This is a genomic window from Paraburkholderia sp. DHOC27, from assembly GCF_003429005.1.
Taxonomy (GTDB): domain Bacteria; phylum Pseudomonadota; class Gammaproteobacteria; order Burkholderiales; family Burkholderiaceae; genus Paraburkholderia.
This window is the reverse complement of record NZ_QVQV01000006.1, coordinates 419,757-446,470: the sequence shown is the minus strand read 5'-3', so window position 1 is coordinate 446,470 and position 26,714 is coordinate 419,757. Positions and strand designations below refer to the sequence as shown.

Below are 26,714 nucleotides of genomic sequence, written 5' to 3'. Positions count from 1 at the left end.
CCTTTGCTCACCGCTTTCGCCACGCACCACCGCTACTGCCGTTACTGTCATTACCGCTACTACCGCCGTCCGCGCTGCAAGAACGCCACGACGATAATCACCGCGCCCTGCACCGCCGCGTTCAGATACACGCTGATAATGCTGGTCAGATTCAGGATGTTGGCGATCACCGAAAGCAGGATCGCGCCGATCACTGTGCCGATCACGCGCCCCTCGCCGCCTTTGAGCGCGGTGCCGCCGACCACCACCGCCGCAATCGCCTCCAGTTCCCACAGCAGACCCGTAGTGGGCGTGGCCGATCCCAGTCGCGGCACGTACAGCACCGTCGCCACACCCACGCAAATGCCAAGGAGTACGTAGGTGACGATCTTCACCGTATCGACCCGGATCGCCGCGTAGCGCGCCACCTGTTCGTTGGAGCCGATGGCCTGCACGTGGCGTCCGAAAGCGGTGCGATTGAGGATCAACGCGCCGCCGGCGGCCACCACCAGAAACACCCAGATCGGCACCGGCACCCCGAGCAGACTCGCGTAATAGACGGGACCGTAGAGATCGGTCAGCGAGTTGTTGAGCGTGAGCGCGCCGCCATCGGCGAGCCACGTCAGCACCGCGCGAAAGATGCCGAGCGTGCCCAGCGTGACGATGAACGGCTCGATCCGTCCTTTGGTGATCAAGAGGCCGTGCGCCCAGCCGAACAGTCCGCCGAGCACCAGCGCGATCACCATGCCGAGCGCGATGATGGTCAACGGCGCGAACGTATGGCCGCCGACGCCCGCCGACAGTCCATTCATCAGCCAGATCATGCTGCCCGCGATCAACGCGGCCATCGACCCCACCGACAGATCGATGCCGCCCGAGATGATCACGAAGGTCTCGCCCACCGCGATGATGCCGATGAACGACGTGCGCGTGAGCACGTTCATCAGGTTGTCGACGGTAGCGAAATCGTGGTTGAGCAGCGTGCCGCCGATGCACAGCACCACCAGCCCCGCGAGCGGACCGAGCCCGTAGAGATGGTGCGCGAGACGCATCGCGCGGCCGGATTGCGCAGCTTCAGTGGGTGCCGGTCGCATGTGCGATCAACTCCTCTTCGGTCAGGTGATCGAGATCGAGCGTCGCCTGCAGGCGTCCCGCGCGCATCACGGCAACGCGATGGCACAGCCCGATCAGTTCGATCAGCTCGGATGAGATGACAATCACCGCCCGCCCTTGCGCGGCGAGACGATGCACCAGGAAGTAGATGTCGCGCTTCGAGCCGACGTCGACGCCGCGCGTCGGTTCGTCGAGCACGATCACGTTGGGGTTGGGCTGCAGGAATTTGGCGAGCGCCAGTTTCTGCTGATTGCCGCCCGAGAGCATGCGCGCGCGGCTCGACAGATCGCCGGTACGGATGCCGAAATCGCTCACGGCCTGGGTGAGTGCCGCACGCCCCGCCTTCAGATCGAGCAGCGGGTGCGTGTAGTGCTCGAGCGTCATCAGCGTGAGGTTGTCCTGCAGATTCAGGTTCACGTGCAGCGCCTTGCCCTTGCGGTCCTCGCTCAGATACGTGAGACCGTGACGCATTGCATCGCGCGGCTTGTTGAGGGTCACCGGACGGCCGCCAATTTCGATGCGCCCTGCGGTGCGGCGTCGCAAGCCGAGGATCGCCTCGAACGCCTCGGTGCGGCCCGCGCCGACGAGGCCGGCAAAACCCAGCACCTCACCGGCGCGCACCTCGAAGCTCAGATCCTCCACCCAGTCCGGCACGACGAGGCCTTCGACCTTGAGCGCAATGGGCGTGTCGAGCGAGACGGTGATCTTGTCGGGGAACATGTCGGAGACGTCGCGGCCCACCATCAGGTTGGCCATCTGCTGACGCGCGAGGGTCGCGGTTTCGCCGCGCGCCACGAAGCGGCCATCGCGCATCACGATCACTTCGTCGGTGATGTGCTCGACCTCGTCGAGCTTGTGCGAAATGTAGATGATGGTCACGCCCTCCGCCTTCAGCCTTTTCATCAGCGTGAAGAGACGTTCGGTTTCGGAGGGTGTGAGCGTCGCCGTGGGTTCGTCCATAATCAAAAGCCGGGCGCGGCGCGACAGCGCCTTGGCGATCTCCACCATCTGCTTTTCGGCGACGATCAGGTCGCGCACCTTGGTGTCGGGCGGCTTCGCGAGCCCCACCGCCGCCAGGTAGCGCTTTGCCTCGGTGCGCATGGCGGCGTCGTCCACCAGCCAGCCGCGGCGCTTCTCGTGACCGAGGTACATGTTCTGGGCAATCGTCAGATGCTCGGCCAGATTGAATTCCTGGTGGATCAGCACGATGCCAGCGGCTTCCGCGTCGCGCGAACTGCTGAACTGCTGCGCGAGACCGTCGATCAGCAGCGTGCCGGTGGTGGCCGTCTCGTAGCCGGAGAGGATTTTCATCAGCGTCGATTTGCCCGCGCCGTTCTCGCCGAGCAGGCCGTAGATGCGGCCCGGCGCCAGCTCGAAGCTCACGCCATGCAGCACGCGCACGGGGCCGAAGTCTTTGCGGATGTCGTCGAAGCGCACGGCGAGGCTCATCGCTCAGGTGCTCCTGCGGATCACGAGCCGGTGCGGCAACAGCACGCCCGGCACGTTGGCCAATGGATTAGCGAGCCGCTGCAGCAGCAGGCGCGCCGCGGTTTCGCCGAGTTCGCGCATGGGCTGCGCGATGGTGGTGAGCGGCGGGTCGATCTGACTGGCGAGCGAGATATCGTCGAAGCCGACCACGGCGACGTCGTCCGGCACCCGCTTGCCGACGCTGCGCAGCCCGTGGATCACGCCGATCGCGAGCGTGTCCGAGACCGCGAAGATCGCCGTGGGCGCGTCGCGCTGCGCCATCAGCATGGCTGCCGCCGAAGCGCCGGCTTCGTAGTCGAGGCTGTTGAGATTCATGCGCCAGCGCTCGTGCGGCGTAATGCCCGCCTCCATGAGCGCGTCGTGATAGCCCTGCTGACGTTGCTGCGCGTACAGGTAGTCGTCGTCCGAGTTGATCAGGCCGACCCGCCGATGCCCTTGCGCCAGCAGATGCCGCACGGCGTCGCCGGCTGCACGATAGTTGTCGATGCTCACGTACGGCACGCCCACCGCCGGGTCGAACTCGCAGCACGCCACCCAGGGCAGCGCGCCGGACTCTTCGGCCAGCGCCTGCTGCACCGTGGCGGGATCGAGGCAGATGGCGCCGTCCGCGCGGCGGCGCCGCAGCAGATCGAAGTAGCTGCGCTCGCGGCCCGGATCGGCGCCGGTGTCGCACAGCAGCATGAAATAGCCATGTTGACGCGCCACGCTGTCGATGCCGCGCACGATCTCCGCGTAAAACGGATTGCCGACGTCCGGCACCATGGTCAACAGCAGACGGCTTTCGGCCGTGCGCAGATTGCGGGCGAGTTCGTTGACGCGATAGCCGCTTGCGTCCACGGCGGCCAGCACCTTGTCGCGGGTGGCGGGGCGCACGTTGGCGTGTCCGTTCAGCACCCGCGAGACGGTTGCCACGGAAACGCCGGCCTGCTCGGCCACGCCGGAAATGGAAAGCCCATCGGCCGGGCGGACGCCTGGCCGGGCAGCAACGATCTCCTCCTGCCGCGTTCTGGACACGTTTTTTTGTCCCCGATTTGTAATCGATTACATTTTTGGACGATGAACGCGCGAATCGCAAGGACCGAAACGTAGGGATTAACACGGGGGCGGCGAAGCGGCACCCTGCCCGCCAGGCGTCGGGATAGGCCCCCGATTTGGTACAATTCCGCCGTTACCCGGGGCCCCCATTGGGCCGCACCCAAACCGAACCGCCGAATCCACACCATGAATATCGAGCAAGCGCGTTTCAACATGATCGAACAGCAGATCCGCCCCTGGGAAGTGCTCGACCAGGACGTGTTGAATCTGCTCTCCATCGTCAAGCGTGAAAACTTCGTTCCTGCCATCTACCGCGAACTGGCTTTCGTGGACTTCGAAGTGCCGCTGCCGGGCGGCCAGCACATGCTGGCGCCGCGCGTCGAAGCACGCGTGCTGCAGGAACTGGCGGTGAAAAAGCACGAAACCGTGCTCGAGATCGGCGCCGGCTCGGGTTACATGGCGGCCTTGCTCGCGCACCGCTCGCAACACGTGCTGACGGTGGATATCGAGCCGGAACTGGCGGAACTGGCCAAAATGAATCTGGCGAACAACGGCGTGCTGAATGCCGAGGTCGTCACGGGCGACGCTTCGCGCGGCTGGCCGGCAGCGGCTCCTTATGACGTGATCTGCGTGTCGGGCGGCCTGCCCGTGCTGCCGCAGGACATCCTCGAACATCTGAAGATCGGCGGTCGCCTCGCGGCCTTCGTGGGCACCGCGCCGGTCATGAAGGCGCAGATCATCACGCGTATCGACGAGAAGCAATATCGCATCGCCGACGTGTTCGAAACGTACGTGGAGCCGCTGATCAACGCCGTGCAGCCGCCGCGTTTCAAGTTCTGATCACAGGCACTCACCTGAACCGGATTTACCGCTGATGCAAAACCTCTCCGCTCCTGCTCTTGCCGAATGGCTCGCCGATTCATCGCGCCCCGCGCCCGTGCTGCTCGACGTGCGCGAGCCGTGGGAAATCGAAACGGCGAAGATCGCCGGCTGCGTGTCGATCCCCATGCGCGAGATTCCTGCGCGCAGCGAAGAACTCGACGATGAAGCGCCAATCGTCTGCGTGTGCCATCACGGCGCACGCAGCGCACAAGTGGCGATGTTCCTCGAATCGCGCGGGCATCAGAACGTGTTCAACCTGCAAGGCGGCATTGATGCATGGTCACGGCAGGTCGATGCCAAGGTGCCCACGTACTAAGCTGTCGCTGCTACCCGCCTTTTCTGGCGCTTCCATGAGGATGACCGACACGCCTCGGTCTCCCTCACTTCCCGCACGTGTTTCACTCCGGCACTGCGGAAATTTCCTCAGGTCTCCGTAGCAATGCCTCTGGCACCATGCTCCGACTCGTTTTCGGAACATTGCCATGCCATTTGTGAAGACTCTGCCGCGCCTGGCCATCCTGTTCGCCACGCTACTGCCGGCACTGGCCGACGCGGCGCTCGGCGCGGCACCCACGGGCGTAGCTAGCGCGCCGCGCTCACTCCTCGCCGCCCCGCAACCCGCAGCCACCCACGCCTCCTATTCGGTACACGAATCACACACCGCTGACGACGTCAGGGTGCGCGAGTACGTGCTGCCCGACAACGTCGTGTTTGCCGTCACCTGGCAAGGTCCGATGCGGCCCGACATGAACGAACTGCTTGGCAGCTACTTTCCGAATTTCGCCAATCCCGCCAGCAACGGCAACGGCGGTGCCCGGCCGCAAGGCGGCGGCGCGTTGATTCAGGGCAATGGCGACTTCCGCCTGGAATCGTTCGGCCGTCGCGGGCATTTCTATGGCCGGGCGTATCTGCCGCGCCTCGTGCCCACCGGCATGAGCTTCGACGATCTGCAGTAAGCCGCTTCCCTCCTTCTTCGAAATACACCCATGAAGACGATCAGCACAACGCTCAGCGTTGCGATGCTTGCTGCCAGCGCCGTCCTTTCGGCTTGCGGCGGAGGCGGCAGCAACGGCAATGGCGGCAGCGGCAACTCAGCCATCAACTGGCCGGCTGCGCCGAACTCACCCGGGGGGCCGAACTGGCCCGCGTCGATTCCCTGGCCGGGCAACAACGGCAACAGTTCCCCGAACAGCAACAGTACGCCAGGCACCAACACGCCCGCCAATCCGAACACGGCGCCGGCTGATGGCCCCGCTGTCATCACGCCGGTTGCGGGCGGCAATGCCGTTCCCATTACCGTGGATGGCAAGACCTCGATCAACCAGCCCTATGTGACGATCACCGTCTGCGCGCCCAATGCCCAGGGGAGCAGCCAATGCGCCACGGTGGACCGCATGATCCTCGATACCGGCTCGACCGGCGTGCGCATCATGGCTGGCGCGCTCGGCAAGGCGTTCGCCAACCAGTTGCCACCGCAAACGGGCGCCACCGACGACCCGAGCGGCAACGCGCCCATCGCGCAGTGCGCGACCTTCGGTTCCGGTTTCACGTGGGGATCCATCAAACGGGCCACCGTCTCGATGGGAAGCGAGACCTCGAGCGTGATGCCGGTGCAGGTGATCGGCGACGGCGCCTTTGCAACACCAGCCGACTGCATCACGCACGGCGGCCCCGATATGAGTTCCGTGGCCCAGATGGGCGCGAACGGCCTTGTCGGCATCAGCAATCTGGTCTATGACGACGCCGCGTCGGCGAAGCGGATTTATCCGGCGAGCTATTACTACTGCACGAGCGCCAGCGCGTGCGTGAATACGCGTGTGCCCGTGAGCGGCCAGCCCATGAACCCGGTGGCTGCTTTGCCGATTGACAACAACGGCACCATCATCCGCCTGCCTTCCCTGTCGCCTGGCGGCGCGGACGGTGCCACGGGGCAGCTGATTTTCGGCATCGGCACGCAGTCGAACAACGCCATGCCGGCTGGCGTGAACGTGGTGCCGCTGGATCAGTACGGCTACTTCACGACCGTCTACAAGGGCCGCACGTTGAACCCGAGTGCGATCGACAGCGGCACCAACATGCTGTTGTTCCCGGACAGCACGATTGCCACCACGAATTCGTTCTATACGCCCGCCTCGCCACTTTCGCTCTCCGCCCTCTTCCGGGCTTCGAACGGCAGCGGCACGCCGATCAACATTCCGTTTGGCATCGCCAATGCCAACACGCTCTGGGTGAGCGGAAACTCGGCTTTCAATAACATCGGCGCTAATGCTTCGGGCATCGTGCTGTGGGGTCTGCCGTTCTTCTACGGGCGCAGTGTCTACACCGTGCTGGAGAACGCCACCGTGAACGGTCAAGTGGGGCCCTTCGCAGCGTTCTGATGGCGCGTCAAAAGTCCTGAACGCAGGAGGCCAGAGCGCGATTGCTCCGGCCTCCTGCTTCATTCAAACGCTCCATTCTGAAGCGTCGCTCAACCCAAACGCGCAACCGGTCACTCGGTCTCCTTCAACACCTCGCCCACCGTCTTGAAGATCTGCTCGATCTGTTCCTCCTCTACGATCAGCGGCGGCGAGAACGCCAGAATGTCGCCGGTATAACGGGTCAGCACGCCCTTCTCGTAGCAGCGCACGAACACGTCGTAAGCCCGCGTGCCGGGCGCGCCATCGCGCGGCGCCAGTTCCACGCCGCCTACCAGACCCAGATTGCGCACGTCGATCACATGCCGTGCGTCGCGCAGCTTGTGGATGGCGTTCTCAAACACCGGCGCCATGCGCGCCGCCCGCTCGAACAGGCCCTCGCGTTCGTAGAGATCAATCGTTGCACAGGCGGCGGCCGCCGCGATCGGATGCCCCGAATACGTATAGCCGTGGAACAGTTCGATGCCCGCTGGCGCGCCGTTGATAATCGAGTCGTGCACGCGCGTACTGGCGGCCACGGCGCCCATCGGCGCGGCGGCGTTGTTGGTGCCTTTGGCCATCGTCAGCAGATCGGGCGTCACGCCGAAGTACTGCGCGGCGAATGGTGCGCCCAGCCGTCCCCAGCCGGTGATCACCTCGTCGAAGATCAGCAGGATGCCGTGCCTGTCGCAGATCTGCCGCAGCCGCTGCAAGTAGCCTTCCGGCGGAATCAGCACGCCCGTCGAACTCGCCACCGGCTCGACGATCACCGCCGCAATGGTCGACGCGTCGTGCAACGTCACGAGCCGCTCCAGTTCGTCCGCCAGATGGGCGCCCCACTTCGGCTGGCCCTTCGAGAAAGCCGCCTCCTTGATGTTCAGCGTATGCGGCAGGTGATCCACCGCGGGCAGCAGGCCGCCGGAGAACGCCTTGCGATTCGGCGCAATGCCGCCCACCGAGATGCCGCCAAAGCCCACGCCGTGATAGCCACGCTCCCGTCCGATGAAACGCGTGCGCTGGCCCTCGCCGCGTGAGCGGTGATAAGCGAGCGCGATCTTGAGCGCCGTGTCCACCGCCTCGGAACCCGAGTTCACGAAAAAGATATGTTTCAGATCCTCGGGCGTATGCCTGGCAATCTTCGTGGCGGCTTCGAATGCCTTCGGGTGTCCCATCTGAAACGTCGGCGCGAAATCCATTTCGGCCGCCTGCGCCTGCACGGCGGCCACGATCTCATCGCGGCAGTGGCCGGCGTTGACGCACCACAACCCCGCCGTGCCGTCGAGGATGCGCCGCCCGTCGTGTGACGTGTAGTACATCCCCTTCGCGCTCGCCAGCAGGCGCGGCGCGCTCTTGAACTGACGGTTGTTGGTGAAGGGCATCCAGAACGCGGCTAGGTCCGTGCCGCCGGCATTCGCTTGAGCGCGCTCATTCATGTCGTGTCTCCTCGCAGGGTGGTCTTTCAGTGTAGGCAGCAGCGCGCTGGTGCACAACGGGGTAGCGGCGATGCACCGTGCCCGCCCCCTGGCGGAAATGAACGCTTCGTTACAGCGCGAGGCGCACCGCAATAAGGCGCAACCCTAAGTGTTGCACCAGTTTCGCGCCCGTCGCGCATAACGGCCGTGGATCGGCCCCCGTAGCTCGACCGCATTGCAGCGCGGCTTGCGCACAGTGCGGGTCAGATTTACCGCTTGGCATGTCACTTGCAGTAGTTGCCGGGCAAGCCATGCTGGATCGCCTTTTGATGTCAAAAATCATCGCTCATAAAACACGCTTCAATCAATGGCAAGGGGTAGCAAATGAAACGTCGCAGTCTGTTGAAATTCGGGTCAATGTCTGGCGCATTGGCTCTCGCCGGACAGAGTCCGTTTGCTAATGCGCAGGACAGCGGCCCGATCAAGGTTGGCATTCTGCATTCGCTGTCGGGCACGATGGCTATTTCGGAGACCTCACTGAAAGACACCGCGTTGATGACCATTACGGAAATCAACAAGAACGGCGGTGTGATGGGCCGCCAGATCGAGCCGGTGGTAGTCGACCCGGCGTCGAACTGGCCGCTCTTCGCCGAAAAAGCCCGTCAGTTGCTGACCCAGGACAAATGCGCCGTGGTGTTCGGCTGCTGGACCTCGGTGTCGCGCAAGTCGGTGCTGCCGGTGTTCGAGGAACTGAACGGCCTGCTGTTCTACCCGGTGCAGTACGAAGGCGAAGAAATGTCGCGCAACGTGTTCTACACGGGCGCCGCGCCGAACCAGCAAGCCATTCCGGCCACCGAATACCTGATGAGCGCAGAAGGCGGCGGAGCCAAACGATTCTTCCTGCTCGGTACTGACTATGTCTATCCACGCACGACCAACAAGATTCTGCGCGCGTTCCTGCAATCCAAGGGTGTCCAGGACGCAGATATTCAGGAGGTCTACACACCGTTCGGCCACAGCGACTATCAGACCATCGTCGCCAACATCAAGACCTTCTCGCAGGGCGGCAAGACGGCCGTGATCTCGACCGTCAACGGCGACTCGAACGTGCCGTTCTACAAGGAATTGGGCAACCAGGGCCTGAAAGCCACGGACGTGCCGGTGGTGGCGTTCTCGGTGGGCGAAGAAGAACTGCGCGGCATCGACACCAAGCCGCTGGTGGGCAACCTCGCCGCATGGAATTACTTCATGTCGGTGCGCGATCCGGAGAACACCAAGTTCAAGGCCATGTTCGCCAAGTGGGTGAAGGACAACAACCTGCCCGGCGGCGACAAGCGCGTCACCAACGATCCGATGGAAGCGACCTTCGTGGGCATCCACATGTGGAAGCAGGCCGTGGAAAAAGCCAAGAGCACCGATGTCGACAAGGTGCGCGTCGCAATGGTGGGCCAGACTTTCAACGCACCGTCGGGCTTCGTGCTGACGATGGACGGCAATCACCATCTGCACAAGCCGGTGATGATCGGCGAAGTGCGTGCCGACGGCCAGTTCAACGTGGTGTGGCGGACCAAGACCGCGATTCGCGCGCAACCGTGGAGCCCGTACATTGCAGGCAACCAGGGCAAGCCGGATGTGGTCACGTCGATCCCGGCGTTCCTGCGCCGTTCGCGGGTCGCCTGAGGTCACGGCATCGCTGCAAGGAACGTAACACTGGAGGACCGGGGCGTGCTGCCTTCGCCCTGTCCTCCAGACGTAACAGACATGCAACAGGCAGGTGGGGACAGGCGGGCTCTACGACTCGCCTGAACACGCAGCTTGACGGTGCGGCACCCTGCGGCACGAGTGCCGCACCGCCAGGCTGGCCAATCTAAAGCGCGTCACGCGCGCTGCAAAGGGCATCATGGCGTTTTCCATTCTGAGGCTGGCACGGCGCGGTATCGGCGCACTGGGCATTGCGCTGATCGCGGTAGCACCGCTCGCTGCTCATGCATTGACACAGGCGGATGTCGCGCCGCTCGGCAGCGACGACTTCGACGCGAAATCCGCGGCCATCGACAAGCTGATCGCCAATCACGACCCGCAGTCGCAAGCGTTGCTCAAAGCCTTGTCCCAGGACAACGCGCTTGCAACCGATTCCGGCGAAGTGCTGATCCAGGATGGCGACGCGACCAAGGACGCCATCACGGGCAAAGCGGTCACGGCCAGTGACGCGCAGCCGGTCACCCTCAACAATCTGCTGCGCTCGAAGGTGTCGGGCGCCTTGTCGGGCTCGCAGCTCGACTCGCCGGATCTGGAAACGCGCCGCGCAGCGATTGCCGCGCTGCTACAAAATCCTGACCCGTCGATGAAGCCGCAGATCGACGCACAGCGCGCCAAAGAAACCGATCCGGATCTGAAGAAGAAGCTCGACACGTTGTGGGCAATGACGGCGCTGCACAACAGCGACCCGGCGACGCGTCTCGAAGCGGTGAAGCTGGTGGCCGCGCGGCACGATCTGGACATGAACGAAGTGCTGCGACCACTGGTTGCGAAGAAGCCGGACGGTACCTTCGCCGAACCCGATGACCGCGTGCGCGCGGCGGCGCAGGCGGGCCTCGACGAACTCGACGCGATCCAGCGCCGCAGCCAGATTGCCGGCACGCTGTTCGCCGGGCTGTCGCTTGGCAGCGTGCTGCTGCTTGCTGCGCTCGGCCTCGCCATCACGTATGGGCTGATCGGCGTCATCAATATGGCGCACGGCGAGTTCCTGATGATCGGCGCGTACGCCACGTATGTGGTGCAGAACCTGTTCCAGCATTACGCGCCGGGCGCCTTCAACTGGTATCCGCTGCTGGCGGTGCCCGCTTCGTTCGTGGCGGCGGCGTTCGTGGGCATCGTGCTCGAACGCCTCGTGCTCAAGCATCTGTATGGACGTCCGCTCGAAACGCTGCTGACCACCTTCGGCGTCAGCCTGATCCTGATTCAGGCCACCCGCATGATCTTCGGCGCGCAGAACGTCCAGGTGGAAAACCCCTCGTGGATGAGCGGCGGCGTCACCGTGTTGCCGAGCCTGATCCTGCCGTACAACCGCCTCGCCATTCTCGCCTTCTCGCTGATCGTGGTGGGCATTGCATGGGCCGTGCTGACCAAGACGCGCCTCGGCTTGTTCGTGCGGGCCGTGACGCAGAATCGCCGGATGGCGGCGTGCGTGGGCGTCAGGACAGCGCGTGTCGATTCATACGCCTTCGCGTTTGGCGCCGGTATCGCCGGGCTGGGCGGCTGCGCGCTCTCGCAGATCGGCAACGTGGGACCGGATCTCGGCCAGAGCTACATCATCGATTCGTTCATGGCGGTGGTGCTGGGCGGCGTCGGTCAACTGGCCGGCACGGTGATTGGCGGCTTTGGCCTCGGCCTCATCAGCAAGGCCATCGAGCCGTTCTGGGGCGCGGTGCTCGCGAAGATCGCGGTGCTCGTGCTGATCGTTCTGTTCATCCAGAAGCGTCCGCAGGGCATGTTTGCCCTCAAGGGCCGCAGCGCGGAGGCATGAGATGACATCGGCATCCTCTCCGGCATCGGTCACCTCATCGAGCGTTCCCACGACGACGGAGCGCGCCGCGCAATCGGGCTTCGCGCTCGGCTTGCCGCCGCGTCCGCCGCTGCTCTCGCGCGGCGCGTGGGCGGCGCTGATTGCACTGATCATCGTGATGGGACTCGGCGTGCCGTTCTCGGCGCTCGTCTTGCCCGAGACCAGCGCGTTCCATCTGTCCGCGTACATGATGACGCTGACCGGCAAGTTCATGTGCTACGCGATTGGCGCGCTCGCCCTCGATCTGGTGTGGGGCTACTGCGGCATTCTGAGCCTCGGCCATGCGTTGTTTTTTGCGTTGGGCGGCTACGCCATTGGCATGTACCTGATGCGCTCGATCGGACACGAAGGCGTCTATCAAAGCGACCTGCCCGACTTCATGGTGTTCCTCAACTGGCACGCGTTGCCGTGGTACTGGGAAGGCACGCAACACCTCTGGTACGCGTTGCTGCTGGTGGTACTGGTGCCGGCTGTGGTGGCGTGGGTGTTCGGCTTCTTCACGTTCCGCTCGCGTGTGAAAGGCGTGTATCTCTCGATCATCACGCAGGCCATGACGTTCGCCGCGATGCTGCTGTTCTACCGCAACGAAACCGGCTTTGGCGGCAACAACGGCTTCACGGATTTCAAGCGGATTGGCGGCTTTCCGATCACGCATCCAGGCACTCGCACCACGCTATTCCTGATTACGTTTGCGGTGCTGGTGCTGGCGTTCCTCGGCGCGCGTGCCATCGTGACCTCGAAGCTCGGCCGCGTCGTGACCGGTGTGCGTGACGGCGAAACGCGGTTGATGTTTCTCGGCTACAGCCCGCTCGGCTACAAGCTGTTCATCTGGACCGTGTCGGCTGTGCTGTGCGGGATAGCGGGTGCGTTGTACGTGCCGCAGGTGGGCATCATCAACCCGGGCGAGATGTCGCCGGGTAACTCGATTGAAATGGCGATCTGGGTAGCCGTGGGTGGACGTGGCACGCTGATCGGACCGATCATTGGCGCCTTCGCGGTGAACGGCGCGAAGAGCTTTTTCACAGCGAATTTCCCTGAGTACTGGCTGTTCTTCCTTGGCTTGATCTTCGTGCTGGTGCCGCTGCTGCTGCCGAACGGCATCATGGGGCTGATCGAACTGGCGATGCGCAAGAGGAACCGCTCATGAATGAAAACCCGATGACGCCCGACCTTGCATTACCCGAAGCGCCTGCGGAACGCTCGCTGAGTGGCGTAGCGGATTTCGGCCGCGTGGTGACGCCGGGCGAGATCGACGTCTCGCACGGCACGATTCTGTACCTTGAAGACGTGACGGTGAGTTTCGATGGCTTCCGGGCCTTGAACAAGCTGTCGCTTTCAATCGACGTTGGCGAACTGCGCTGCATCATCGGACCGAATGGTGCGGGCAAGACGACGATGATGGATGTCATCACGGGCAAGACCGAGCCCGATTCGGGCAAGGTGTTTCTCGGGCAGACCATCGATCTGACGCGGATGAACGAGCCTTCCATTGCGCGCGCGGGGATTGGCCGCAAGTTCCAGAAGCCTACCGTCTTCGAACAGCATCCCGTGTGGGAGAACCTCGAACTGGCGATGAAGGCTGACAAGGGATGGTGGCCTTCGTTGCGCGCGCGACTGGATCGTGAGGCACAGGCGCGGATCGAGGAGACGTTGGCGCTGATTCGCCTTGAAAGCGAGGCGCGGCGGCTGGCGGGCGAGCTTTCGCATGGGCAAAAGCAGCGGCTGGAGATTGGTATGTTGCTGATGCAGCAGCCTGCGTTGTTGTTGCTGGATGAGCCTGCGGCAGGCATGACCGATGATGAGACCATGCAGTTGGCTGAGTTGTTGAATCACTTGCGTGGGACTTGTTCGATGATGGTTGTCGAGCATGATATGGAGTTTGTTGCGGCGCTTTCTGGTGATACCGGGAAGGTGACTGTTATGGCCGAAGGTCGGGTTTTGGCCCATGGCACGCTTGATGAGGTTAAGGCGGATGAGACTGTTATTGAGTCTTATCTAGGGCGGTAGCTGTTTTTGTTTGCCTGCGGCGGTGGTTTGGTTTTTTGCTTTGGTTTTTTGCTTCGGTTCTTTGGTGGTTGTTCTTGCTGCTTTGGCCTTTCCTTGCTTTGTTTTTGGTTTATTTGCGTTGCCCCTGTGCGGGGCGGCACCTACTTTTCTTTGCCGCCGCAAAGAAAAGTAGGCAAAAGAAAGCGGGCTCAAACCGCCAGTGCTTAGGTGTCTCCCTCGCCGCTCTCACAGCGTTGGTCCGAGACGAGTTCGGCACCCAGTCACTACCCGCCCGTGGCACAGCTGTCATTCATCCCGTCCGCACACTCCGTGCGCGACGGATCGGTTTACCCCCCACCCTCGCAATGCTCCGCGAGGGTGGCAGTCCAACTGATGCGTTGGTTGGGCTACTGCCGTGGTCTGGTTGCGGTTGCGGGGAAAGTTATGCCGAACGGCGGGGCGCGGAGCGCGACGCTGGATGGATGAGTGCTGTGTCACTGGCTTGGGTGGTGCGAGGTGTGGTCTTGTCTCGGACCACTCTGGGTTGAGGTTAGTGGTGGACACTTAAGAGTTAGCGGTGTGAGCCGCTTTCTTTTGCCTACTTTTCTTTGCGGCAGGCAAAGAAAAGTAGGTGCCGCCCCGCACAGGGGCAACGCAAATAGACCAAAAACAAAGCAAGGAAAGGCCAACGCCCGAAGAGCAACGACCTAAAAACCAAACGTACCGATAAGAAATCAAGCAAAGGCCAAAAACCAACGATAAAGCGTAAGCAACAAAACAGCGAAAGCAAGCAAAAAAAAGCTTAACCAAAAGGACACTCAGTAATGCTAGAAGTCGACTCCCTAAACCAGTATTACGGCGGCAGCCACATCCTCCGAGACGTGAAGCTCACTGTCCCGGACGGCAAACTGACCGTCCTTTTGGGCCGTAACGGCGTTGGCAAAACCACCCTGCTTCGCTGCCTGATGGGCACTGTCCCTTCCAAGAGCGGGGCCATCAGCTGGCGTGGCACACCCATCACCAAACTCCCCACCTACGCCCGCGTCGCGCAAGGCCTCGGCTACGTCCCTCAAGGCCGGGACATCTTCCCCCGCCTGACGGTCGAAGAAAACCTCATGGTCGGCGCCGCCAGCAAAAAAGCCCCCTCGAAAATCCCCGACCGTATCTACGAGCTCTTCCCCGTTCTCAAAGACATGCGCAACCGTCGCGGCGGGGATCTCTCCGGCGGGCAACAGCAACAACTCGCCATCGGCCGCGCACTCATGAGCGACCCGCAACTGCTCATCCTCGATGAACCCACCGAAGGCATCCAGCCTTCCATCATCCAGGACATCGGTCGCACCCTCCGGCAACTCGTCGAGGAAATGGGCCTCACCGTCCTCCTCGTCGAGCAATACTACGATTTCGCCAAAGCCATCGCGGATCGCTACTGGGTCATGAGTCGCGGTGAAATCGTCGCCGGCGGCGAAGGCGCCAACATGGATGACGACGGCGTGCGCGCGCTGATCGCCGTGTAAATTGCACGCGGCCATCGCTTTGCGTAACGGGTAACGGGCAATTGTGAACGTGCTGTGGCGGTGATGTTCGACCGCCTGTGCGTTGCTGTGCATTGCATTGCGTTGCCGTACTTTGCATTGCCGTACTTTGCATTGCCGTACTTTGCATTGCCGTACTTTGCATTGCCGCGCTTTGCGCTACTGTGCTGGGCCGTGGCGTGCAGCGTGCGCACCATAAGCTTCCGCCAAGTACCGCGTGCTATCCTCGCCGCATCGCGTTTGTACGAAGCTCGTTCTGGTGCGCCGTCCGTGAGCCTTGTACGCGAACCGGTCCATGAACCCAGTTCGCGCCTGGTCCATAAGCCGATCCATCAGCCCGCCAACGAACGCCAGCCACTTTTCACAACACGCCCTCACATTCACCGCACCGCATGTCGCTTCACGAAAACCACGCGACGCTCGCCAGCGCGCAATCCGCGGCTCACACGCTGTGGCGCGCGCGTCTCGAACTCGGCTTCGCAAGGCACGGCGAACGGACCACGCTCGTGCATCGTTTGCATGACGGTCCGCTGCGCGTGCAGCGTCCGCTGTATCCCGAAGGTCAGGCCATCTGTCATGCGGTCATCGTGCATCCACCGGGCGGCGTCGCGGGTGGCGATCGGCTCGATATCGCCGTGACGCTCGATGCAGGCAGCCACGGCGTGCTCACCACGCCTGGCGCCACCAAGTGGTACAAGTCCAATGGCCGCTCCGCGCTACAGCACATCGACATCAAGGTCGGCGCGCAGGCAAAGCTCGACTGGCTGCCGCAAAACAACATCGTCTTCGATCACGCCCACGCCACGCTCGATTTCACGCTGACACTCGCCGAGGGCGGCACCGCGCTCGGTTGGGACGCCACGCAACTCGGTCGGCAAGCGGCCGGCGAGCGTTGGTCGGCGGGTACCCTGCGAACGGTTTCGCGCATCGTCGGCCCATCCGGTGAACTGCTGTGGTTCGAGCGCGCCAACCTGCACGCCACGGATCCCCTGCGCGACGCGCCGCAAGGACTCGCCGGCTATCCCGCTTACGGGACACTGTGGGCCGTCGGTCCCGCCTGCGACGACGCCCTCGCCGAAACACTCACCGCACAACTGCCATTCGACGCGAATCTGCGCGCCGCCGCGACCTGCGTGAGCCCTGGCGTGCTGCTCGTGCGTGCCGTGGCGCGTTCGATGGAGCCGCTGCAACACGCGCTCACGCAGTGCTGGCTACAGTTGCGGCCCATCGTTCATGGCGTCGAGGCGAGCCCGCTGCGTTTGTGGACCACCTGAGACGATCACGCGAGCACGCCATCCGGGCACGAAGCGGTAAGAGCGCCAATTGATGCATGTCCACGCTCGCCTCGTCCAACACTCCCAACATCCTCGATATACCCGCGCTCGGCAAACACGCGGCACCAGGCACCAAGGCGACGCATCACTTCGCCCCAACCTAGGGCACGTGTAGTCATAACGCCTCGCGGAGCCACGCTGCACCGACATGGCACACGGCTTGCTCTGAAATGCGCCACGATGTTGCCGCATCCTGATGGCAACCGCCTCGCCTGCCACCGCTAACGCCTCGACTCATGACCCTCCTTCGACCACGCCTTGCGCGCCGCGCCTGGCTAGCCGCGTTGCTCATCGCGCCCGCGCTCGTCATCACGTCGCCCACCGCGCATGCCGACGCGCTCGATGCCATCGCCAAAGCCGGCGTCCTGAAGGTGGCCGTGCCGGAGGACTATCCGCCGTTCGGCTCGGTGGGTCCGGACATGCAGCCGCAAGGCTACGACATCGACACCGCCGCGCTGCTCGCCAAGGCCATGAACGTGAAGCTGCAACTTGTGCCCGTCAACAGCGCGAACCGCATCCCGTATCTGCAGACCAACAAGGTCGATCTGGTGATCTCCTCGCTCGGCAAGACGCCCGAGCGCGAGAAGGTGATCGACTTCTCAATCGCGTATGCGCCGTATTTTCAGGGCGTATTCGGCCCCGCCGATATCAAGGTGAGCGGCCCCGCCGACCTCACCGGCAAGACCGTGGGAGCGACGCGCGGCGCGCTCGAAGAGATCGCGCTCACGCAAATGGCGCCGAACGCGACCATCAAACGCTTCGAGGACAACAACGCCACCATCGCCGCGTTCCTGTCCGGCCAGGTGCAGTTGATCGCCGCCGGCAACATCGTCGCCGCCACCATCAATGCGAAGAATCCGCCGCGCCGTCCGGAACCGAAGTTCGTCATCAAGGACTCGCCCTGCTTCGTTGGTCTGAACAAAAACGAAGGACGTCTGCTTGCAAAGGTCAATGCCGCGATCACCCAGGCGAAGAGCGACGGAACGCTGAATGCGATGTCGAAGAAGTGGTTCGGCGCGCCGTTGCCCGCGACGCTGTAAGGCGCATGTCGATTCCACTTGATATTGTTCCAGGCTAAGCTGGCGTCACGCCTGTCTCCGCCCCTGCTGCATCCAGCACACTATTTGGGCAGCGGCGATAACGCGTAGCGTCAATGACATCTGTCGTCTGTTCCGCCGGGACAGACACAACACGACCCACCACATCCGATGAAGCTGACACCCCGTGAGAAGGACAAGCTGCTGATCTTCACCGCCGCGCTGCTGGCCGAACGCCGTCGCGCGCGTGGCCTCAAACTCAACTATCCGGAGGCGGTGGCGTTCATTACGGCGGCGCTGATGGAAGCGGCGCGCGACGGCAAGACCGTAGCCGAAGTCATGCATTACGGCACCACGCTGCTCACCCGTGACGACGTCATGGAAGGCGTGCCGGAGATGATTCCCGACATCCAGGTGGAAGCCACCTTCCCCGACGGCACGAAGCTCGTGACCGTTCATCATCCGATTCCCTGATCACGCTCCGGAGCCCCCATGATTCCAGGCGAACTCCTTACCGATGATGGCGAGCATGAACTGAACGCGGGCCGCGCCACGGTCTCGCTCACCGTCTCGAACACCGGCGACCGTCCGGTGCAGATCGGCTCGCACTACCACTTCTATGAAGTGAATTCGGCGCTCTCGTTCGATCGCGAAGCGGCGCGTGGCTTCCGGCTCAACATCGCAGCGGGCACCGCCGTGCGTTTCGAGCCAGGCCAGGAACGCACGGTCGAACTGGTCGCGCTGGCGGGTAGCCGCGTCGTCTACGGTTTCAACGGCAAGGTCATGGGTCCGCTGTGAGCGCTGCTTGTGCTGTGTTCAAGCGGCGGCTGCGCAAGCTGCAAGCCGTCCGACACGCACCGTTGCAATGCTGCGGACTTCCCCTTAGCCACTTTCCGGACTTCACAACATGACACTACGTATTGGCCGCCGCGCGTACGCGGAAATGTTCGGCCCCACGACGGGCGATCGTGTGCGGCTCGCCGACACCGATCTGCTGATCGAAATCGAGCGCGACTTCACGACCTACGGCGAAGAAGTGAAATTCGGCGGCGGCAAGGTGATTCGCGACGGTATGGGTCAGTCGCAGCGCGTGCACGCGGACGTGGTGGATACGGTGATCACGAACGCGGTGATTCTCGATCACTGGGGCATCGTCAAGGCCGATATCGGCATCAAGGATGGCCGTATCGCGGCCATCGGCAAGGCGGGCAATCCGGACATTCAGCCGGGCGTGACCATCGCGATCGGCGCGGCCACAGAGGTCATCGCGGGTGAAGGACTGATCGTCACTGCGGGCGGCATTGATACGCACATTCACTTCATCAGTCCGCAGCAGATCGACGAAGCGCTCGCAAGCGGCGTGACCACCATGCTCGGCGGCGGCACGGGCCCTGCCACCGGCACCAACGCCACCACCTGCACGCCCGGCCCCTGGCATCTCGAACGCATGTTGCAGGCGGCGGACGGCTATCCGATGAATCTCGGCTTTCTCGGCAAGGGCAACGTGAGCCTGCCCGATCCGGCCACCGAGCAGATCGCCGCGGGTGCGATCGGTCTGAAGCTGCACGAGGACTGGGGCACGACGCCGGCGGCGATCGACAACTGTCTTTCGGTTGCCGACGACACCGACACCCAGGTCGCGATTCACACCGACACGCTGAACGAAGCGGGTTTCGTCGAAGCTACGGTGGCCGCCTTCAAGGGCCGCACGATCCACACGTATCACACGGAAGGCGCGGGCGGCGGCCACGCGCCGGACATCATCAAGGTCTGCGGCGAAGCGAACGTGCTGCCCTCGTCGACCAATCCGACGCGTCCCTACACCGTCAACACGCTCGACGAACACCTCGACATGCTGATGGTGTGCCACCACCTTGACCCGTCGATTGCAGAAGACATCGCGTTTGCCGAATCGCGTATCCGCCGCGAGACGATTGCCGCGGAAGATATCCTGCACGACCTCGGCGCGTTGTCGATGCTCTCCTCCGACTCGCAGGCGATGGGACGCGTGGGCGAAGTGATCATCCGTACATGGCAGACGGCACACAAGATGAAGGTGCAGCGCGGCGCGCTGCCCGAGGACAACACACGCCACGATAATTTTCGCGCCAAACGATACGTCGCCAAGTACACGATCAACCCGGCCATCACGCATGGCATCGCGCATGAGGTCGGTTCGATCGAGCCGGGCAAGTGGGCCGATCTGGTGTTCTGGGAGCCGGCTTTCTTCGGCATCAAGCCGTCGTTGATCCTCAAGGGCGGCATGATCGCGCTGGCGCAGATGGGCGACCCGAACGCGTCCATTCCTACGCCGCAGCCTGTGCATTACCGTGAGATGTTCGCGACGCGCGGCGGTGCGCTCGCGCGCACCTCGCTCACCTTCGTCTCGCAGATGAGCGCGGACGCGGGCATCGCCGAGCGCTACGGCTTGACCAAGCGTATCGTACCGGTGAAGAACTGCCGCAACATCAGCAAGGCGGACATGATCCACAACGCCTGGCGTCCAGCGATCAGCGTCGATCCGGAAACCTATCAGGTGATCGCCGACGGCCAGTTGCTGACCTGCGAGCCGGCCACGGTGCTGCCGATGGCACAACGTTACTTTCTGTTCTAGACCATGCGTACCCTCGACAAACTGCTTGACCCGAAAATCAAGCTCGCGCCCGTGCTGGTGAAGCGCGCGGCGGTGCTGACGCTGGATTTCGACGCGCGTCGCAAGAGCCGTCTGGCCGCGACGCTCGATAACGCTGAGGAAGTGGCCCTGCTGCTGCCGCGCGGCACGGTGTTGCGCGATGGCGATGTGCTGGTGGCGCAGGACGGCAGGCTGGTGCGCGTGGTGGCGGCGGCTGAATCCGTGCTGATGGTTCGTGCGCGGGATGTGCTAACGCTGACGCGGGCTGCCTATCATCTTGGCAACCGGCACACACCGGTTGAAGTGGGCGCGGATTATCTGAAGCTCGAATACGATCCGGTGCTTGCCGACATGCTGAAGCGCATCGGCGCTTCCGTCGAGCAGGCGAGCGCGCCGTTTCAGCCGGAATCCGGCGCGTATGGCGGCGGGCACAAGCACGGACATGACGAGACGTTCGCCGAGGACTATGCGCTCGCGCAGCAGGTGTTCGGGGAGCATCATGGGCATTCGCATGAGCACGGGCATGACCACGCGTCCGACCACGTGCACGACGAATCCTGCGGCCACGATCACTCGCACGATCATGTTCACGCGCATGATGACCATGGGCACTCGCATGCGCATGGTCACGCACACGAACATGAGCATGGGCATGACCACGACTACACGGATGACCACGGCTCCGATCACGGCCATGCGCATGACCACGGCCACAATCACGGCGACCACGTGCACGACGACTCCTGCGGTCACGATCACTCGCACAAGCATGCGCACCGCTGAGCTTACCGCCCTGCTGCATCTTGCGTCGCCGGCGTTGCCGATCGGCGCGTTCAGCTATTCGCAGGGGCTCGAAGCCGCCATCGAAGCGCAACTGATCACCGATGCCGACACCGCCCGCGCATGGATCGAAAGCGGTCTCACGAATGTGCTCGCGCATGGCGAACTGCCGTTTCTCGCCCACCAGATCGAACGCTGGCATCAGCATAACGCAGCAGGGCTCGCGCTCGCCAACGGCGAATTTCTCGCCAGCCGCGAATCAGCTGAACTGCGCCGCGAAACCGAGCAGATGGGCTGGTCGCTGCGGCAACTGTGCGCGTCACTGGAATGGGGTGATGCCGGGCGGCGCGAAACCCTCGCCGCCATCACACCGCTCGCGCAGCCCACGGCGTTCGCCTTCGCGGCGTACGCACACGACGTCACGCCCGACGCCGCGCTCGCGGCCTACGCATTCAGCTGGATCGAAAACCAGGCGGCCGCCGCCCTGAAAGCGGTGCCGCTCGGGCAACTCGCCGGGCAACGCATCATCGTCGCGTTGCGCGAGCCAATCGACGCCGCCGTTCAGCACGCGCTCGCCACGGCCCCTGACGACATCAACACCTTCGCGCCACAACTCGGCATTTTGTCGGCGCGTCACGAGTCACAGTATTCGCGGCTTTTCCGCTCATAAACCTCATCCACCATGAACGCACCTCAGCATCACACCGCTCGCCGTACCCGCAAACTGCCGCCGTTGCGCGTGGGCGTCGGCGGCCCCGTTGGCTCCGGCAAGACCACGCTGCTCGAAATGCTCTGCAAGGCAATGCGTGAACGCTACGATCTCGTCGCCATCACCAACGACATCTACACCAAGGAAGACCAGCGTCTGTTGACCGTCGCGGGCGCGTTGCCGGCCGAACGCATCATGGGTGTGGAGACGGGCGGCTGCCCGCACACGGCGATCCGCGAGGACGCGTCGATCAACCTGGAAGCCGTCGATCGCATGCTGACGCGCTTTCCCGACGCGGATATCGTCTTCATCGAATCGGGCGGCGACAATCTGGCCGCAACCTTCAGCCCGGAACTGTCGGACCTGACCATCTACGTGATCGACGTAGCCGGCGGCGAGAAGATTCCGCGCAAAGGCGGCCCCGGCATCACGAAATCGGATCTGCTGGTGATCAACAAGACGGACCTCGCCCCGATGGTGGGTGCGAACCTGGACGTGATGGCCTCGGACGCGAAGAAAATGCGCGGCGAGCGGCCGTTCGTAATGAGCAATCTCAAGGCGCTGGACGGCCTTGGCGATGTGATTGCGTTTATCGAGAAGAAGGGGTTGCTGGTGGCGTGAGAGCGTGCGATGCGTAGCCATGCAGGGTACGAACCCTCATCATTTTGGATGGCATTCCAGCAGGAATGCCATCATTTCCGACGCGTCCTTCGACGTATAAAAGCGCACCATCTTCTCGTTGAAGTCCGCGGCGCGCTGAGCGGGCACGCTGATGGCATCAATGCCATGCGACATCAAGACGCCGTTCATCATGAAGCGGGACGTGCGCTTGTTGCCATCGAAGAAAAACTGTTGCAACGCGCCGAACAGGAAGAACGCGCAGCCACGCTCGAATGCATTGGACACCTGCTCGCCGAGCGCACGCGTACCTGCGGCAAAGACACGGTTGAGTTCCGGTGCGCCCGGAGCAGTCGGTAACGGCGTGTAGCGGCCGAGTTCACCAAGCGCCACATCTGGCGTGTAATGCGTTTCTTCACCCTCGCCGCGAAACACGCCCCATTCGAGCGCCTCGTTGCGTGCCACGATGCGATGCAAATCACAGAAGGTCAGCTTATCCAGCGCGAACCGTTGGTTTTGTACAAGCGTCAGCAAATGCCTGGAGCTATCGACCAGATTCAGGATCTGTTCCTGATCCGAGATTTTTCGACCGCCTACGGTCACACCATCCAACAGCGTCTTCACTTCCGGAAAGGTGAATGGATTGCCTTCGAGCACACTCGCATCCCACACGAACTCAGGCAGCATTCGGTGGAAGCGAAAGCACACCCGTTTCACGGAATGGGTCGGCAGATCATCGGGAATCGCAGCGCGGTCCCATTGAAATCCGAGGTCGGTAAAGAGCGTCATAGGAGAACCGTCGAGAAAGGCAGTGCGAGGCAAGAAGCGTCGAGCGACCAACACTCATTTTCCGCAGAGTATACGATTTGTGGGCGCGCCCAGCGTATCACCGCTCACCCCGGCAACAACGCCATCAACACATCCACCGTGCGCGCCGTCGCGCCGCGATGGCGCGCGGCGAACGCCGAAGCGGCGCCGCTCATGGCGAGGCGCCGCGACTTGTCGTTGAACAGTTCGCGCAACGCGCGCGCCAGATCAGCGGGGTCCTGCACCTGCACCGCCGCGCCTGCCGCCACGGCATCCGCTGTCGCCTGGGTAAAGTTGAACACGTGCGGCCCGATCAACACCGGCACCCCCACTGCGCACGCCTCGATCAGGTTCTGCCCACCCAGCGGCAACAGGCTGCCGCCGATGAACGCCAGATCCGACGCGGCATAGTACGCCCCCAATTCGCCCATCGAATCACCCAGCAGCACCGTGACATCTTCCGGCAGCGGCCGCGTCACACTCAGTGCCGACGCGCCAGCCGCACCCGGCGCCCAAGTGGAACGCCGTTCGAGGCGCAGCCCGCTGCGCTCGACCAGCGCCGCCACTTCGTTGAAGCGCTGTGGATGACGCGGCACCAGGATCAACAGCGCATCCTCGACACCCAACGCCGCGAATGCCTGCAGCACCAGTTCCTCTTCGCCTTCGCGCGTACTGGCCGCGACCCACACCGGCCGTGCGCCGATCGCCGCGCGCCACGCATGACCCCGCGCGGCCAGCTCTGGCGGCGTGCTCATGTCGAACTTCAGGTTGCCAAGCACGGCCACGTTGCGTGCGCCCAGCGCGGTGAGCCGTTCGGCATCCGACGGACTCTGCGCCAGCACACGGGCAAAACCGCCGAACACCTCGCGCGTGCCGCTGCCGAACTTCGCCGCCCGCTTGTACGAGCGCGCGGACATGCGCGCGTTGGTCAGCACCAGCGGCACATCGGCGCGCCGGCATTCGTCGATCAGCGTCGGCCAGACTTCGGTTTCCATCACGAGACCCAGCGACGGCCGCCACGTCCGCAGAAACCGCCGCACGGCATGCGGCAGGTCGTACGGCAGATAGCTGCGCAACACGCGATCGCCGAAAATCTGCTCGCCGGTGGCGCGGCCGCTCGGCGTCATATGCGTCAGCAGAATGCGTGCGTCCGGGCGCGCCTTCATCAGCGCTTCGATCAGCGGCTGCGCCGCGCGCGTCTCGCCCACGGAGACCGCGTGCACCCAGATCAAAGGCGTGTCGTCTTCGGGCAAGCGTCCGCTCGCATAGCCGAAGCGCTCGCCGATATGCTCGCGATAGCCGCGCTCCTTGCGCGAACGGATCAACAGCCGCAGCACGGCAAGCGGCGCCACGAGCCACCAGAGCGCGTTATAGATCGCCCTTAGCATCCGCGCCCCGCGCCTGTATTTTTCGTTTCGAGACCGGCTATGAACTGAGCGCAGCCGTGCGCGGAGCGGGCGGCGCTCAAACCAGCGCCCTGCCCTTCAGGCGTTCGAGGATGCCGAGCGGCGCGCACTCGGGTTGCGCCATCGCCTTCACCGGCAGGAAGAAAGTCTGTTCCATCATGAACTGGCCGGACATCACCGCGTGCGACGTCTGATCCGAGAAGCACACCCACACGCTGCCCGGCGGAAACGGCATGCTCTGCTGCGGGCTCGCCTTCTGATACTCCAGATCGGCCTTCATGCTGTCGTGCAGATTCAGCATCAGATGGTCGTATTCGCTGCGTTGAGATTTCGTCACGTGCAGCAGGTTCATCAGCCACGCGGAGCCCGGCATTTGCGGCTTGATGCGCGGCAGGAAGCGCTTCGCCATGTCCTCGAACGGCTCGCCCACGCGCCACACGCGCGGTGTGCCATGCGGGTTCACGTTGGTGAAGACGCGCAGAATGCGCTCGCCGTAGTTGGGACGTGAGGGGAAAGCGTCGACGTGCAGGCGGCTGTCGTCCTTGCGCCAGGACGTCTGGCGCGTTTCCACCTGATGCAGCCGCAGGCTGGTCGGCGCCACGCGCAGCTTGCCATCGTATTCGGGAAAGAGACCGTCAACCAGTGTCCGTGCATTGGCCTGATAGCGGGCAATCAACGCGCGCACGGCAGATTGCGTGACCGCGTCGCCCACCACGCCGTGGAGCACACCGCCGTTGGGCTCGAGGCTGATGTTCTTGCGATTCGGATCGGCGAGCGCCGGGTCGAGCAGCGCCTGTTCACCGCCTTCGATGGCAAAGCGCAGATTCGGGAAATACAGCACCTTGCCGCGTTCGACGCCGGCCAGCAGCGTCTCGCGCGGCACGGACAGGTTGTGTCCATGCCAGTCGGCGCTGGTTACTTCGATGATCTGGGTTTCGTTCATGGTCGCCTTTCCTGTTACAGCAGGCCGAAACCGGCCAGCGCCGACTTCACCTGTTGCAGCGTGGGCGGCTGGCCAGCGGTGCCGAGATTGATGACGTTCGGTGACCAGTAGCCACCGGTGCGCCATGCGGTCGCGAAATTGTACAACTCGACCGTTGGCCGCTTCAGCGCGGCGGCGATGTGAACTAGACCTGTATCAACCCCCACTGTGGCGGCTGCGCCGTCGATCAAACCGACCACCGCCGGCAACGACAGCCGCGGCGGCACGATGGCCGCGGCGCCGAATTCCTTCGCGAGCCGTTCGCTGGTGACGCGCTCGGCGTCGCTGCCCCACGGCAGCACGATCGACGCGCCGCGCCGCACCAGCGACTGCCCCAGTTCGATCCACGCGGTATCCGGCCATTGCTTGTCGGCGCGCGAAGTGGCATGCACGAACACCACGTAAGGCACGGGAAGATTCAGGTCTGCTTGCGACAGCGCCAGCGCCGCGCGCCCGGTGTCGAGGCCGAAATCGATCTCGTCGGTGGGCTCGGGTTTGGGGTCACCCAGCGCGGCGGCGACCAGTTGACGCGTGCGCTCCACCACGTGTGTGCGCGGCTCGATCGGCACGCGCTTATCGTAGAAGAAGCGCACCGGCCATTCGAAGCCCGCACCATCGGTACGGTTGGCGAGGCCCACCACCGGCCCGCGTGCCATGCGTGCGACCCAGGCGGTTTTGATGAGCCCCTGGCAGTCGATCACCAGGTCGTATTTCTCGGCCGCCAGCGCGCGGCGAAAGGCGCTGATCTCGCGCCAGTTGCCAGGCGAGAGCACCCGCTTGCGCCAGCGGCGCAGCGATACCGGAATCGCACGACGCACGCCGTTCACCAGCTCCACGAGCCCCACGAAGCTTTCCTCGACCAGCCAGTCGATCTGCGCTTCGGGATGCCGGCGACGGATGTCCGCGATCACCGGCATGTTGTGAACGACGTCGCCCAGCGACGACACTCTGACGATCAGTATCTTTTGCACGCTCAAAGTGGAACGCCGGCGTTTCCGGCCTGAAGAAGCGTTGAGAGGAC

26 protein-coding genes are annotated in these 26,714 nt (G+C 63.5%); 17 read left to right on the top strand and 9 right to left on the bottom strand.

Going from position 1 to position 26,714, the window contains the following annotated elements:
- Positions 1-59: 59 nt before the first annotated feature.
- Genes D0B32_RS20660 through D0B32_RS20650 form a run of 3 tightly spaced genes read right to left on the bottom strand, consistent with a single transcriptional unit; the run spans position 60 to position 3,594 of the window.
- Positions 60-1,073: an ABC transporter permease gene (locus tag D0B32_RS20660; RefSeq protein WP_117336130.1), complete on the bottom strand. Its 1,014-nt coding sequence runs from the start codon at positions 1,071-1,073 to the stop codon at positions 60-62.
- Positions 1,054-2,541: a sugar ABC transporter ATP-binding protein gene (locus D0B32_RS20655; RefSeq protein WP_117336129.1), complete on the bottom strand. Its 1,488-nt coding sequence runs from the start codon at positions 2,539-2,541 to the stop codon at positions 1,054-1,056. The genes D0B32_RS20660 and D0B32_RS20655 overlap by 20 nt, the downstream gene beginning before the upstream one ends.
- Before the next feature lie 3 nt (positions 2,542-2,544).
- A complete protein-coding gene (locus tag D0B32_RS20650) occupies positions 2,545-3,594 on the bottom strand; it encodes a LacI family DNA-binding transcriptional regulator (protein WP_259295076.1) in 1,050 nt (349 codons plus the stop codon).
- A 207-nt stretch (positions 3,595-3,801) separates the two neighbouring features.
- On the opposite strand from D0B32_RS20650, the gene D0B32_RS20645 reads away from it, so the two are divergent.
- The 4 genes from D0B32_RS20645 to D0B32_RS20630 all read left to right on the top strand — a co-directional run bounded on the left by D0B32_RS20645 (position 3,802) and on the right by D0B32_RS20630 (position 6,875).
- Positions 3,802-4,455, top strand: coding sequence for a protein-L-isoaspartate O-methyltransferase (locus tag D0B32_RS20645; protein ID WP_117336128.1), 654 nt, complete (start codon positions 3,802-3,804; stop codon positions 4,453-4,455).
- Positions 4,456-4,489: 34 nt separating this feature from the next.
- Positions 4,490-4,813: a rhodanese-like domain-containing protein gene (locus D0B32_RS20640; protein WP_117336127.1), complete on the top strand. Its 324-nt coding sequence runs from the start codon at positions 4,490-4,492 to the stop codon at positions 4,811-4,813.
- A gap of 166 nt (positions 4,814-4,979) precedes the next feature.
- On the top strand, positions 4,980-5,453 hold the full coding sequence (locus D0B32_RS20635; RefSeq protein WP_117336126.1) for a DUF2844 domain-containing protein: 474 nt from the start codon (positions 4,980-4,982) through the stop codon (positions 5,451-5,453).
- Between the two features lie 30 nt (positions 5,454-5,483).
- Positions 5,484-6,875 (top strand): DUF3443 family protein, encoded by a 1,392-nt coding sequence (locus D0B32_RS20630; protein ID WP_117336125.1) that lies wholly within the window; start codon positions 5,484-5,486, stop codon positions 6,873-6,875.
- A 110-nt stretch (positions 6,876-6,985) separates the two neighbouring features.
- Here D0B32_RS20630 and D0B32_RS20625 read toward each other — a convergent pair whose 3' ends face one another.
- Positions 6,986-8,323, bottom strand: coding sequence for an aspartate aminotransferase family protein (locus D0B32_RS20625; protein ID WP_117336124.1), 1,338 nt, complete (start codon positions 8,321-8,323; stop codon positions 6,986-6,988).
- A 363-nt stretch (positions 8,324-8,686) separates the two neighbouring features.
- Here D0B32_RS20625 and urtA point away from each other — a divergent pair, with 363 nt between their 5' ends.
- The 4 genes from urtA (at position 8,687) to urtD (ending at position 13,874) form a co-directional block, all read left to right on the top strand.
- Entirely contained in the window at positions 8,687-9,982 is a 1,296-nt protein-coding gene (gene urtA / locus D0B32_RS20620) for an urea ABC transporter substrate-binding protein (protein WP_117336123.1), read from the top strand.
- A 220-nt stretch (positions 9,983-10,202) separates the two neighbouring features.
- Positions 10,203-11,828, top strand: coding sequence for an urea ABC transporter permease subunit UrtB (urtB, locus tag D0B32_RS20615; RefSeq protein ID WP_117336122.1), 1,626 nt, complete (start codon positions 10,203-10,205; stop codon positions 11,826-11,828).
- 1 nt (position 11,829) lies between these two features.
- Entirely contained in the window at positions 11,830-13,014 is a 1,185-nt protein-coding gene (gene urtC / locus D0B32_RS20610) for an urea ABC transporter permease subunit UrtC (protein ID WP_117336121.1), read from the top strand.
- Positions 13,011-13,874, top strand: coding sequence for an urea ABC transporter ATP-binding protein UrtD (gene urtD, locus D0B32_RS20605; RefSeq protein ID WP_117336120.1), 864 nt, complete (start codon positions 13,011-13,013; stop codon positions 13,872-13,874). The genes urtC and urtD overlap by 4 nt, the downstream gene beginning before the upstream one ends.
- On the opposite strand, the gene D0B32_RS32335 is transcribed toward urtD, so the two are convergent.
- Positions 13,863-14,066 carry a hypothetical protein gene (locus tag D0B32_RS32335; RefSeq protein ID WP_147329551.1) on the bottom strand — a complete coding sequence of 68 codons (204 nt, stop codon included), beginning with the start codon at positions 14,064-14,066 and terminating at the stop codon, positions 13,863-13,865. The two genes, urtD and D0B32_RS32335, sit on opposite strands and share 12 nt — an antisense overlap.
- A gap of 611 nt (positions 14,067-14,677) precedes the next feature.
- Here D0B32_RS32335 and urtE point away from each other — a divergent pair.
- The 9 genes from urtE to ureG all read left to right on the top strand — a co-directional run bounded on the left by urtE (position 14,678) and on the right by ureG (position 22,501).
- On the top strand, positions 14,678-15,370 hold the full coding sequence (urtE, locus tag D0B32_RS20600) for an urea ABC transporter ATP-binding subunit UrtE (protein WP_117336119.1): 693 nt from the start codon (positions 14,678-14,680) through the stop codon (positions 15,368-15,370).
- Between the two features lie 410 nt (positions 15,371-15,780).
- Positions 15,781-16,662 (top strand): urease accessory protein UreD, encoded by an 882-nt coding sequence (locus tag D0B32_RS20595; RefSeq protein WP_117336118.1) that lies wholly within the window; start codon positions 15,781-15,783, stop codon positions 16,660-16,662.
- Positions 16,663-16,958: 296 nt separating this feature from the next.
- Complete coding sequence (locus tag D0B32_RS20590; RefSeq protein WP_117336117.1) at positions 16,959-17,762, top strand: transporter substrate-binding domain-containing protein; 804 nt, start codon at positions 16,959-16,961, stop codon at positions 17,760-17,762.
- 168 nt (positions 17,763-17,930) lie between these two features.
- Positions 17,931-18,233: an urease subunit gamma gene (ureA, locus tag D0B32_RS20585; RefSeq protein ID WP_006048588.1), complete on the top strand. Its 303-nt coding sequence runs from the start codon at positions 17,931-17,933 to the stop codon at positions 18,231-18,233.
- Positions 18,234-18,251: 18 nt separating this feature from the next.
- Positions 18,252-18,557, top strand: a complete 306-nt coding sequence (locus D0B32_RS20580; protein WP_117336116.1) for an urease subunit beta — start codon at positions 18,252-18,254, stop codon at positions 18,555-18,557.
- A 109-nt stretch (positions 18,558-18,666) separates the two neighbouring features.
- Positions 18,667-20,373: an urease subunit alpha gene (gene ureC / locus D0B32_RS20575; RefSeq protein WP_117336115.1), complete on the top strand. Its 1,707-nt coding sequence runs from the start codon at positions 18,667-18,669 to the stop codon at positions 20,371-20,373.
- Positions 20,374-20,376: 3 nt separating this feature from the next.
- Positions 20,377-21,174, top strand: a complete 798-nt coding sequence (gene ureE / locus D0B32_RS20570) for an urease accessory protein UreE (RefSeq protein WP_117336114.1) — start codon at positions 20,377-20,379, stop codon at positions 21,172-21,174.
- Positions 21,161-21,841 carry an urease accessory protein UreF gene (locus tag D0B32_RS20565; protein ID WP_117336113.1) on the top strand — a complete coding sequence of 227 codons (681 nt, stop codon included), beginning with the start codon at positions 21,161-21,163 and terminating at the stop codon, positions 21,839-21,841. The genes ureE and D0B32_RS20565 overlap by 14 nt, the downstream gene beginning before the upstream one ends.
- Before the next feature lie 12 nt (positions 21,842-21,853).
- Positions 21,854-22,501, top strand: coding sequence for an urease accessory protein UreG (gene ureG / locus D0B32_RS20560; protein ID WP_117336112.1), 648 nt, complete (start codon positions 21,854-21,856; stop codon positions 22,499-22,501).
- A gap of 39 nt (positions 22,502-22,540) precedes the next feature.
- Here ureG and D0B32_RS20555 read toward each other — a convergent pair whose 3' ends face one another.
- The 4 genes from D0B32_RS20555 to waaC form a co-directional block, all read right to left on the bottom strand.
- Positions 22,541-23,287 (bottom strand): Fic family protein, encoded by a 747-nt coding sequence (locus tag D0B32_RS20555; protein ID WP_117336111.1) that lies wholly within the window; start codon positions 23,285-23,287, stop codon positions 22,541-22,543.
- Between the two features lie 104 nt (positions 23,288-23,391).
- Positions 23,392-24,693 carry a lipid IV(A) 3-deoxy-D-manno-octulosonic acid transferase gene (gene waaA / locus D0B32_RS20550; RefSeq protein WP_117336110.1) on the bottom strand — a complete coding sequence of 434 codons (1,302 nt, stop codon included), beginning with the start codon at positions 24,691-24,693 and terminating at the stop codon, positions 23,392-23,394.
- A gap of 76 nt (positions 24,694-24,769) precedes the next feature.
- The gene (locus D0B32_RS20545; RefSeq protein WP_117336109.1) at positions 24,770-25,654 is read right to left on the bottom strand and encodes a Kdo hydroxylase family protein; all 885 of its coding nucleotides are present in this window, start codon (positions 25,652-25,654) and stop codon (positions 24,770-24,772) included.
- Between the two features lie 14 nt (positions 25,655-25,668).
- The gene (waaC, locus tag D0B32_RS20540) at positions 25,669-26,664 is read right to left on the bottom strand and encodes a lipopolysaccharide heptosyltransferase I (RefSeq protein ID WP_181969860.1); all 996 of its coding nucleotides are present in this window, start codon (positions 26,662-26,664) and stop codon (positions 25,669-25,671) included.
- Positions 26,665-26,714 lie beyond the last annotated feature (50 nt).